7 protein-coding genes and 1 pseudogene are annotated in these 12,248 nt (G+C 33.7%); 4 read left to right on the forward strand and 4 right to left on the reverse strand.

The window, feature by feature from the left end; translation table 11 throughout:
* Positions 1-24: 24 nt before the first annotated feature.
* Together istB and istA are read right to left on the reverse strand one after the other, a co-directional pair.
* Positions 25-792 (reverse strand): IS21-like element helper ATPase IstB, encoded by a 768-nt coding sequence (gene istB, locus GJU40_RS07305; protein ID WP_154307103.1) that lies wholly within the window; start codon positions 790-792, stop codon positions 25-27.
* Positions 789-2,348: an IS21 family transposase gene (istA, locus tag GJU40_RS07310; protein ID WP_343031450.1), complete on the reverse strand. Its 1,560-nt coding sequence runs from the start codon at positions 2,346-2,348 to the stop codon at positions 789-791. The genes istB and istA overlap by 4 nt, the downstream gene beginning before the upstream one ends.
* A 152-nt stretch (positions 2,349-2,500) precedes the next feature.
* Here istA and GJU40_RS07315 point away from each other — a divergent pair.
* From GJU40_RS07315 to GJU40_RS07330, 4 genes and pseudogenes are all read left to right on the forward strand, one after another.
* Positions 2,501-3,229 (forward strand): annotated as a pseudogene (locus GJU40_RS07315) (DUF2397 family protein); the annotation flags it as partial.
* A 1-nt stretch (position 3,230) separates the two neighbouring features.
* Positions 3,231-4,400, forward strand: coding sequence for a TIGR02678 family protein (locus GJU40_RS07320; protein ID WP_154307105.1), 1,170 nt, complete (start codon positions 3,231-3,233; stop codon positions 4,398-4,400).
* Complete coding sequence (locus tag GJU40_RS07325; protein ID WP_170289347.1) at positions 4,390-8,619, forward strand: TIGR02680 family protein; 4,230 nt, start codon at positions 4,390-4,392, stop codon at positions 8,617-8,619. Before GJU40_RS07320 ends, GJU40_RS07325 begins: the two co-directional genes overlap by 11 nt.
* Before the next feature lie 13 nt (positions 8,620-8,632).
* The gene (locus GJU40_RS07330; protein ID WP_170289348.1) at positions 8,633-9,934 is read left to right on the forward strand and encodes a TIGR02679 family protein; all 1,302 of its coding nucleotides are present in this window, start codon (positions 8,633-8,635) and stop codon (positions 9,932-9,934) included.
* A gap of 153 nt (positions 9,935-10,087) precedes the next feature.
* On the opposite strand, the gene recJ is transcribed toward GJU40_RS07330, so the two are convergent.
* Together recJ and GJU40_RS20980 are read right to left on the reverse strand one after the other, a co-directional pair.
* Entirely contained in the window at positions 10,088-11,749 is a 1,662-nt protein-coding gene (gene recJ, locus GJU40_RS07335) for a single-stranded-DNA-specific exonuclease RecJ (protein WP_343031458.1), read from the reverse strand.
* Positions 11,750-12,112 carry a hypothetical protein gene (locus GJU40_RS20980; RefSeq protein WP_154307109.1) on the reverse strand — a complete coding sequence of 121 codons (363 nt, stop codon included), beginning with the start codon at positions 12,110-12,112 and terminating at the stop codon, positions 11,750-11,752.
* Positions 12,113-12,248: the final 136 nt, after the last annotated feature.

The raw sequence follows: 12,248 nt of genomic DNA on the forward strand, positions 1-12,248 counted from the left end.
GTAGTTTTGAACACTTTCTGCCAATTAAGTTTGAACACTTTTATCGCCAAAAATCGTACTTCTATGCTTAATCCTGTAGCTATCCTCATTTAGTTGGATAACCTCAACTCTATGGAGAAGCCGATCCAAAACGGCGGTCGTAATCCCCTGGTCTCCCATTAACTCACCCCATTGCTCAGGTCCCTTATTGGATGTCAGGATAATAGAACTCTTCTCGTAAAGCCCGTTGACCAAATGAAAGAAGAGGTTTGCCTCTCTCTGATCCATAGCCATATACATTAAATCATCAATGATTACCAAATCCGATTCACTTATCCTTTTAAGCTGGCTCTGGGATTTAGACAGATATTCCTGTGTCTTGAGAACATGGACCAGTTCGCCCATCGTTAAGAAGGATACCTTGTAACCTTTGTGGATGGCTTCAAGGCCCAGCCCTATCGCAATGTGGGTTTTGCCCACTCCTGGCGGACCAAGTAGAATAAGGTTATACTGCTGTTCCAGCCAATTCAGTTCCCGCAGCTGATTTATTTGGCGGGAACTGACTGACTTTTGCTCCTCAATCCTGAACTCATTCAGTGTTTTGTGATAGGGGAATCTAGCCCATTTCAGCCTTCTTTCCACACTTTTTTCTTCTCTTCTTTTCAGTTCAAAGGCCAAGAGTTCCTCTAGGAACTCCTGATAGGTCCACGATGCCTGCTCGGCTTTCCGCAGTAATGCAGGCAGCCCGGTCGCCGTTTCGGCCAGCCGGAGGTGACGGAAGCGATCCTGTATATCCTGTATTGTGCTGTTCATTGTCCAACGCCTCCCAGTATTTTTATATAATCATCCAGCTCCCTCACGTGTGCAGTGGCTCGTATTACGGGGGTGTTGCCTTGATTTATATTGTTGAACTGGAGAGTTTGGGGCTCTTTTGATTCATTTATGCGGGAGAGATGCAATGTTACATCTCGTAGGTCATTTGCACTCCAGAGCTGGTCTTTTATACAAATATCAAGAGCTTCCTCAATTTCCTGGCGGAAATGGTGGATGGTTGACTGGACAATTTGAAGCTGATCCCTAATGTATCTGGGATAGTGTTCGCTCAATTTTTGGATGAAGAGAGTCGCTTGCTCTTCATCACTGAATTGTCGAGTGATGGTTTCCTTATAGGCGTGTATACCTTTTGAGCGGTCCCGAGAATGTTGCCTACTTTTGATGAGTTCTCCTTTTCCTTTGCTGAGAGTGTGCCGGGCAAGGATTTCCCCTTGCTGAGAAGCCTTTATAATCAATTCTGTATCTTTCGTCTCAATGTAAACCTTATTACAGCCTTTGGGGCGGTAAGTCCCCAAAGGAACGGAGTAGCGATTGGACCTGTACTTTATAATATTGTCCGGACAAACAATCCTTGTTATACTGGAACCATGGCTACTCTCGAGAGAGAGCAGGGGAGAGACTGGAGTTAAGTGTTGCTTTTCGAGGGCGTGCACTTCTTCCGGTCTCTTTTTTGTTGTGTTGTGCACATTGTGGTTTCCTGTTCGGCCAAGCCAGGCTATGCTTTGTTCGTTCCATGCATCTATATTCGAAAAAACTCTGCTTTTGGCAAAGTTCCTTTTTACGAACTTCACCACATTTTCAATTTTCCCTTTGCTTTGGGGATCTGCCTTACGGCATAAATATATACGGAATTTCCGTTGGCTCTTATAGGCCTGAAACTCACTGGTCAAGAGGATGTCACCTGCATTTTCACTGACTGTAATCAGATGGTCCTGGTCATACACCAGTTCCTCCGGCATTCCGCCAAAATAGATAAATGCATTTTCATGACATCGAATTGTATCTCTCGTTGTGAATGGCTTTCCTTGCCATTCTACATATTTATATCTGGAATGGGACAGAACAAAGGTTATAAAATAGAGTTTTACATCCTTTTTTTCTTTGTTTTTAACCGTTATTTCTCCCCAGTCCACTTGTCCTTGCTGTCCCATCGGCAACTCCTCTACTGCTTCATGGTCCCGGACATATGGCACTTTTGCTATATGGTAAATTTCCCTCAAGTCCTTCACAAACAGCCTGACTGTGCTGCCCCCAATTTGAATGCCTGAATGGTGTTCTTTTAACCAATCCTCGACCTGAGAAGAAGAAAGATCAGGATATTCTTTTAACCAACTTAGGATTTGGTCCCGATAGGGATCGAGTTTTTTCTTTCTGCTATTTAGAGAATTAGCCCAAACCACCGCCTCTTCCAAGGACATTTCCAAAAACTTGTAAACGGTGTTTCTTGAAATACCTAATTTATTGGCGATAGCCGCCACCTTGAAACCTTGTTCTTTTAATTGATGAATTTCCACAAACAACTTTAATTTTTCCACCTTTCATCCTCCAGTCAAGCCATGTTGAAAGAATAATCATAGCTTAACTGGGCGTATATGTGGTGAAAAAAGTGTTCATTTTTAGTTAGCAGAAACTGTTGAATTTAGTTTAGCAGTTACAATTAGATGAATTACCGCCTGATGAAGAACTATATAGTAGTTTTAAAGATAAATGGATTAGTTTTAAAAGCTGGTTTATTTCTAATGAAAGAGAAAGCGATGTATATTACTTAGAAAAACAAACTATGGAAATGATAAGGAAGATTTCAAAAATGGCACAACAAGCTTCGGAAAGACAAAGATATGTAAAAAGTAGAAAAACTGATTTTTTGCATTTAGCGAATATGGTAGGTGAATTTGATGATATAGAAAAATCGAATCATCTATTTTCTTTGTTATTTGGGATAGAGAAAACGAGACATATTAAAATTAAAGACTTAAAAGAAAGTGATAGTACGCAAAAAAGCATATGGGATTTTCCGCCTAGTTCTATTGTGCTCAAAGCAAGAAAAGAAACTGAGCGAGCTGCTGTTAAAAGGCAAGTAGTAAATAAAAATAATAAGGAAAGAAAAGAGTTAATGGAAGAGTACAAAAAGCAAAAAGAAAAAGAAGAAAATTTAGAGAAAGAACTAGTAAATAAAAAGCAATTTAAAATTAATGAATTGGAATTTGTACAACCATATCAAAGAACTTTATTACTTAATTGGATAGGTAAAGCTATGGCAAACAAAAGTCCAAATGATAATACATACTTCGGTAAAACGGAAAATGGATATGAATTTATGATAATAAAGAAAACTGAAGATAAGGTCACTCTAGCTTCCTCGGATGGAACACTAACAATGCCTGATTATGAGTTTGTTTTTGAGGAGCTGAAATAAAGTGAAAGCCTACGATGAAAATTTTATCAGTTGTATAGAGGCATTATTTGATAATTTTTGGATTCTCCGTAAAGAAAAAGAAGACCTATATTATCTGATAAGAGAATATGAGAATGAACTTAGAACTTATTTTAATAAAAATTTTCATTTCAGACTTGTAATAAAACCAGAGTTTGTAAAGCTTGAAAAAATTATTGTGGATTATAAAGATTGGATGAAAATCGAATCTTTTAGAGATACTAAGGATTTTGTATTGTTCTTTTGTTTATTAGCGTTTTTAGATGATAAGGTGGATGCCCAATTTACATTAGAGGATATATGTGACAGCATAGTTTCGTATTACCCTAATGACCATATTATTTGGACTGAAAATGAAGGTTATAATAATAGGCTAACGCTTATTAGGGTAATTCGATTCGCTATTAATAAAAATCTTATGTTCGTGGTAGACAGGGACCTAGATGGTTTTAAAGGAAATGCTAGTCATGCAGTTCTTTTTCAAGGAACCATAATGATTAAATATTTTATGAGAAATTTAGCATACGACCTTGAAACTGCCAATTCATTTAAAGATATTATTGAATTACACGCGAATGAGGAAAAAGATTTAGGGGTAGAACGAAAACATCGTATTTATAGAAAACTGTTCATTGAACCAGTTATATACGAGGATGAAGTTTATGATGATGAGTTCGCATATCTAAAACAATATGCTTATTCTATTAAAGACCATGTAGATAAATATAGTGATTTTCAATATGAACAATACAAGTCAACGGTATTATTAACAAGACAAGAGGATAAGGCAGATGTTACCAAAGTATTGTTTCCAGAGGAAAAGAAAAACGTCTCTAAATTAGCTATACAATTTGCTACAGTTCTTCGTAATAAAGTTGAGGAAGAAGAATTTGTTCAAGATTCAAAAGGAAGAGTAGAGCTCACAAACATTGACTTTACTAATATTTTGAAAGATGTAAAAAGTGCATATCAGATTTATTGGACTACAAATCAGAAAAAAGCAACGATTGATTCTATAGTAAAAGAATTGATTGATTATTTAACAGAATGGAACCTATGCAAAGTAATAGATGAATATAATCTTATCATTCTAGATACTCTGGGTAGAGTTGAAGGTAAATATGAGTTTGAGGGTGAAACCGGTGAAAAATAGATGGGAATTATCAAGAATAGGAATATTTAATTATTGGTATTACGGTTATCAAGAGTTCCATTTTAAAGATGGGAGATTATTGTTAAGAGGACAAAATGGTTCTGGTAAAAGTGTGACGATGCAAAGTGTAATTACGTTCCTTTTAGATGGAAATAAGCATCCATCGAGGCTTGACCCGTTTGGTTCAAAAGATAGAAAAATGCGAGATTATTTGTTAGGTGAAAAACATGTTTCTAAAATTGAGGAGCGCATTGGCTACCTTTTTTTAGAATATCATAAACCTGGCACAAATCAGTATATGACAACTGGATTCGGTCTAGAAGCAAAAAAAGATGCTACTAGTTTACATTCGGAATGGGGATTTGTCATTTATAATCCATTTAAAAGAATTGGTGACGGCGAAAACGATTTAAAATTATATAAAGAAGAAAAAATAAACGGGAAGTTGGAACAAATCCCTTTAATACAGTCAGATTTTAAAAAAGAATTAGGGTTGGATGGCGAGGTCGCTTCAGGGCAAGAAGAATATCAGGAATTAATCAATAAGCATGTTTTTGGTTTTCCAGATATCGAGGGCTTAAAAAAGTTCACATGGTTACTAGTACAGTTAAAAAGCCCGAAATTATCGAAATCATTTAACCCAAGTACGGTTTGTGAGATTCTTACAAATTCTTTACCAGAGCTAAGTGAAGAGGAACTAACTCCTTTGACTGATACTATTGAGTCTCTTGATTATATCGAAAAAGAGATTCTTGAAACAGAGAGAGATTTGAAATCAATTTCTAAGTTAAATAAAGCATATGATAATTATAATTCAGTGGTTCTTTTAGAAAAATCACATTACTACCTAGAAGCAAAAAAAGAACTTGATAAAATCCAAAAGTTAAAAAAAGAGAAAGAAAAAGAATTATCAGATGTTGAAACTTCACTTTCAAATACTACAACTTCAATTAAACAAATTAAAATCGAACTAGAAGCTTTAAAAAGTGAAGAAAAATCTCTAAAAAATGAAGATGTTTTTACTTTGAAAGAAGAGGAAGTAACAGTTCGAGATAATATTAAAACCTATCAGAATGAATATTCGGAAAAAAATAATCGCTTAGAAAACAAGAAAAAAGAAGAGCGTGATATAAAATCCAAAATAAATGATTTAGATTATGAGCATTCGAACTTACAAAAAGAAATGAAAACTGTCATAGAAGAATTAGATTATTTTGGTGGAGAGACTAAGTTACAACATCACGAAAATCTTTCAGCGCATTTTCTAAGGCAAATTGAGGATTCTGATTACGATTTTACATTGTGGGAAAATCAAATGAACTCGTATCATGATATTTTGAAAAAAATAAAAGTGAAACTGGATGCACATCAAAAGCTAATACAAGACAGAGATAATATCAATAATCAAATTTTGCAACTTGAAAAAACTATAGAAAAAGAAAATAAAGAACAGAACCGATTGGGAGACATTGTAGACGAGAAAAGAGCAGAGCTGCAAGACGATATTGATGAATGGTTTTCTTTGATAGAATTGCTTGATTTCTCAGAATCAGAAAAACAAAACATCATTAGGTTAATAATGGGCTTGTATGAAACTGTATCAGCAGATGAAATTAAAGAGATAGTAGATACCAAGTATAGCCAGGTTAAAGAACAAATTTCAAGTGATTTATTCAACTTAAATAATGAGAGTAATGATGCAAAAATAAAATTAGAAGAACTAAAAGAACAAAAAGAAAAATTAATAAATCAACCAGATATTGAGCCAGAGTGGCACAAAGATAAAGAAGAAGCACTGTTATATTTAGATGAATCAAAGATTCCATTTCTACCCTTTTACGCAGCAGTAGAATTTAAGGAGAACGTATCACAAGAAAAAAGAGGTCTATTAGAATCTGTGATATTCGAATCTGGGCTCTTGCAGTCATTGATTGTTCCGGAAAATTATTCAGAGATGGTAAGTCAGCATATCCCTGTAATAACTCAATTATATAAAAGAGAAGACAATATATTACAATATTTTGAGATTATCGAAGGAAATGGAGTACAGAAAAATGATGTTGCATCTATTTTAGAAGGAATAAGTATTTTAGAAAATAGTGAAAGCTTTATTTTGGAGTCAGGTCAATATAAGAGTGGATTTATTCATGGACAATCTGCAAATTATGGAGAAGCAAAGTATATTGGTCAATTAGCTAGAAAAAAGAATAAAGAAAAATACTTAGAAAAACTGGATAATGCCATAATCGAAATATCCAACCAAATAGAAATGTTAGAAAAAAAGGTAATTCAGGCTAAAAACAAGCAATCAAGTGTTAAAGAAGAATATACAAATTTTCCTATTTTCTCTATATTGCGTTCAGCAGTTGAGGCAATTGAAAATAAAATAAAAGAAATAGAAAATATTTATTTGAAGAATTTACAGCAATTAAATGATAATAGTAAAAAATTTATAGAAAAAATTAAAGTTTCTTATTCAGAAATAAAAGAAGAAGCAGTAGATATAGAGTTAAATATCGAACTAAATATATTTACAAAAGCAGTAGATTTCATGACTGAGTATAAGGTGAACTTTGCTAACTTGAAAAACCATTATGATAAATCCATTAGTACAAAAGAGCGGTTGAATGAGCAACAGGCTTTGTCAGACCGTACTCTTGAAGATATAGAAATCCTTACAGACGAGGTCATAGCAGCCGAACAGAAAAAAGATAAGTTTGTTAAGCGTTTAGAGGATATAGAAAAACAATTGAAAATGAAAAATGCAGATGAGATTCTATCCAGAATTGAATATGTTGTTCAGAGGTTAGAAGAGCTCCCCAATACATTGTTCAAGTATGGTCAGGAAGAACAAAAATTAAAGAGTAATCAGGAGAATATTTTAAACAGTATTAAAAATCAGGTAGATACGTTAGCAACTTGTGAAAAAATTCTTCTTATATGGCAGCAATTGTTTAAAGAAGAGTTAGGATATGGTTACTATTCTGATTTAATAAAAGATGATGATGAACAAGATACGATTATTTTAGCGAAGGATATTTATACAAAGCTTAAAGAGGAATTTGGAACTGATAACAAATTTTCTAGCATAGAAAATATTAAGCAAAATGCAAAGAATAGACTTGATAGAAATTTCAATGAAGAGTTGGCAATTTTAATTCAATATAATATGTTGAAAAAAGAAATAATGTCATCTATTCAAGAACCATCGAATCAAAGAGAAGAAGAAAAGATAAGATTAATCAAATCTGTATCTTCACGATATCTTATTGAATTAGAATATGAACAACATAAAAGAAATCCGTATGAAGTAGCAGAGAAGTTAGAAAACCATTTGCAAATTCAAAAAGATTTACTAACTGAAAAAGATAAAGAACTGTTCGAACAAATAATGATAGATTCTATTGGTGATATCATCAAAAATAAAGTTCAAGACGCTGAGTTTTGGATAAATGAAATGAATTCATTTATGAAGCGGACGGATAACACAAACGGTTTATTGTTCCAAATAAAGTGGATTCCAAACGGAAAAGATGATAAGGAAGACCATTTGGAACCAAGGAAATTAATGGAATACTTAAAACGTGATTACTCATTACTTAGCCAACCTGAAAAAGATGCTATTTCAAAACATTTTAGGAAGAAAGTTCAATATGCAAAGAATAGAAAGGAAATAGACGAACATAAAGAAGAACCTTTATTAACTATTATAAAGTATATCCTTGATTATAGAAGGTGGTTTAGTTTTGAAATCCAATGCAAACTTGGACAAGAAAACTTAAAGCCGCTAACCAATACAAGATTCAATCAATTTAGTGGTGGCGAGAAAGCTCTTGCGATGTATACACCATTACTATCTGCAGTTCACTCCCGTTTAAAAGAAGCAAAGGCGGATGCTCCGAGAATAATTTCTCTAGATGAAGCTTTTGCTGGTGTAGATGATAAAAATATTGAACAAATGTTTTCTTTAGTTCAAAATTTAGATTTTGATTATATTATGAACTCACAAGCATTATGGGGATGTTATCCAAAAGTAGACAGCCTCTCAATCTACGAGCTGCTGAGACCATTGGATGCTCCATACGTTGGTGTAGCCAGGTATGAGTGGGATGGAAGAAACAAGGTATATATTCATGAAGATATTCATGTGGAACAAGATGGTTCAGATAATACTGAATCCAAAAAGGGTATCGAGCAATTAAGTTTACTTGGAGAGTAAAGCAGGTGTTAGAGTGGAAAAGCTAGATATTTCATACTTTAAAAAGAAAAAGGGGTTCCATCCTCTTTTTCTTGAATTTAAAAAGAAATATTCCTCTTACGGTCGCCTCGGAGGAATTATAAAACTAGACAATCCAAGCGATGAAACTAAAGAGGCATTATCGGGAATATTGGGTGTTGATGTTAGAAGAGACAAAGAAGTAAAAGTTTCAGTTGTGAAATTTGAAAAAGCTTTGTTAAAAACTATATTCAAAGATTTTACTCTTATAGAAATAGTAGAGGCATACTTTGGGGAAGAGTTACGAAGTAAAAAAGAAATACAAGCAGAGAAGGAAGAACAAAAGAGGGTTTACTTCCAAACATATTATAAATACGCTAAAAATGATTTGGCGAGATATTGGTTGGAAGCGATAATAGAGAAGAACGAATTAACAAAGTATGTTCATAACTATTATGAAAGAGATAAAAAAGCTCTTTCTTCTATATTGAACAATGTAATTCATGGACTTAATCGGCTTCCGTTAAAAGAATATGAAAGACTGCCTATATTTGCAGCAATCACAACTAAAAATCCTCATTACTTTGACATTGGTACTGATAGTGGACGAGTATTGTTAGCTGCACTTCAATTGTATTTAAAAGTTACTGAAGGCAAGTATTTTACACAATCTCCAAATTCAGGAGAAATTACAGAAATTCTCGCAAGGTTTAATATTATGAGAGATGATATAAATAATGATGTTACTGTCTTTGGGTTACAAGGGTACTATCAAGATGGTTCTACCTCCAATTTATTAAAGTTTGCAATGGAAGAGAATGTTGTAATGAATTTACCTTTAAGAGAAGTAGTGCGTTTAGGAAAGATATCCGCTTTAAACAATAAAGTGTATGTTATTGAAAATTCAGGTTTATACTCAACGTTAATTGATAAAATTATTGAACAAGAAGTAGAAGTATCTATGGTTTGTTCAAGTGGACAATTCAATTTAGCAACATGGAAATTAATTGATAAATTGGTTGATAATAATCATTATATTTATTATTCGGGTGATTTTGACCCTGAAGGAATATTGATGGCTAATAAAATTAAAGAGAAATATCCAAATTATGTTCACTATTGGCATTTGGATGTTGCGTCATATAAATCATGTCTGTCGGATGAAATAATAGTGGAATCCAGATTAAATCAGCTTCTAAATATACAAAACCAAGAAATAGGTCCATTAATTACATCGTTACTAAATACGAAGAGAAGTGGTTATCAAGAAAGGCTGATGGAGAGTCTATTGGAGGAAATAAAATCGGGTAAGATATAAAAAGGCTAATTCGTTTATTCGAATTAGCCTAAACTTTAAGAGGAATTAGTAATAAAGATAATTAGCAACTAACTTTTATCATCAAAAATACTCGTCATCAGAGTGTTTTTGTTTTTTTTTTGAGTACAAATTCTTTCCTTAATTCTTGCTGGATTAAGCTTTATGAATTCCGTGCACAATAAATTCGTAAGAATCATTCATCGTTGAGGAATAGAAAAGTTTTACCTCTTGGTTTCTTAATTTATTTACAATACTTCCCCTGTTGAAGAGATAAAAACGTTCATTTGAAGGTAAGAGTAATTTACCGTGATTATTCTCTTTGCCAAATGTTTGAGTTTCGGTGAATATCAAAGAATCAGACAAAAATATAGGCTGACTAAACCCCTGACCGAATGGTTCTAGCAAATGAATATAATTATATATGCTGCTCGCGAAATATTGTGGCGAACACTCGGTAAAGAAGTGTTTAACAGGCTTAATGGGTCCTTCATGTTGGGCAGCTATTTGCATGCTATAAATGAATTCTTTTATAAACTTTTCGTGTGGCTTAATAGAAAATCCAGCAGCAGCTTGATGTCCTCCAAATCTAGATAAATGATTTTTACACCGATTTAATGTGTTGATGATTGAAAAAGATGTTCCATTTACACTTCTGCAAGAACCTGTCCCGTTTTCAGAAATAACAATGGCGGGCTTATGATATTTTTCTGCTATCCTTGATGCCAAAATGCCAATTAAACCATGATGGTATTCTCCATATATAATAATAATATTGTTTTTTGAAAGATTATTTTTGACAATCACTCTTTCGCAGGTTTCAAATTGTTCAGCCGTCAGTTGCTTTCTTTTTTGATTGAAATCAAGAAGGTTTGTAATATCTTTTGGATTTACTGTTTCGTTGGTTAGTATTGCAACCGCATAATTTGGGTCATCAATACGTCCAAGTGCATTAAATATAGGAGCAATCTGAAAACCGATTGTGCCGCTATTAATCTGGTTTACTTTTAACCTTCTGATTATCTCTCTGAAAACTATTGAAGGGGCAACATTCATTCGTCTTAATCCCAACTTACAGATTATTCTATTTTCACCTTTTAGAGGCATTAAATCAGCGATAGTACCAAGTGTAGCTAATTCAATATACTCTTTTACTTCGCTATCCCAGTTCTGATTTTTTAAGAGGCAAAGAGCGTGAACCAGCTTGAAAGCGACACCAGCACCGCATAGTTCAGGAAATGGATACAGATTATCGTGCCTTTTAGGATTTATAAAAGCGTAACAATTTGGATTTTCCCCTAATATTTCATGATGGTCTGTAACGATGACATCAATGCCTCTTTTTGCTGCCTCTTCCATAGCCTCATGAGCGGAAGAACCGTTATCCACAGTAATAATAAGTGTAACACCTTTGCTTGCAGCTTCTGAAATCGCATAAGGTGAGATTCCATACCCTTCCTCACGTAATGGCAGTCTGTAAGAAACATGAACACCATTCTTTTTTAAATATTTATAAAGAATAGAAGTGGAGGTTATCCCGTCACAATCATAATCCCCGAATACCAGAATCTTTTCCTGTTGGTGAATTCCCTTTAAAATTCTATTCCCTGCTTTCTTCATATCATTTAATAGGAAAGGGTCATGAAGATTATCAAACGATGGGCTGAAAATATTATATAGCTCTTCTGTATTTTCCATACCATGCAGAAACAGATATTGCATTAGAAGAGGATGACAATAGAAATACCTTGAATAGTAAATAATTTTATCTTTCTTTGGATGTTCCTGAAACGGAACATCTTTATTAATCCAATGTATTTAAACCCCCTCCATTGCAGAACTTTCATATAGCCAAACCCAATCAGTTCCTTCGTAAGCTTTGAGCTTTTTAAAATATCCTGAATCAGGAAGACAATCGGTACAATAATAGGATGCATATAATCCCTTTAAGCGTTCTTCGCTAATATTATATTTAAATGTTTCTTTCGGTATAGGAAAAGCTTCCCTTTTTAATTCAGCAGGTTTTGATAGGTAAAAAAATAAATCAAACTCTTCTTCTTCAACAATAGACATTTCTGGTATGAAGAATAAATGTCCGCTTTTTTTGTGTTTAATAAGGAAGACCTTAAGCTCTAACATGCTTTTAAACTCTCCCGTTTCCAACATTGTACTTAACTTCATCAAATCACTTCCTTAACTTTTCTTAATTTCACCCCAATTGTTTCCAGGTATATTTCTTTTTAAACGCTGGGAGTAAAATATTTTACAAATTTTCTTTTTTGCTAGCTTGCTAGCCGCATTATAAGAAAGAAATTCT

Source organism: Metabacillus lacus, from assembly GCF_009674805.1.
In the GTDB taxonomy this organism is placed as follows: Bacteria; Bacillota; Bacilli; order Bacillales; family Bacillaceae; genus Metabacillus_C; species Metabacillus_C lacus.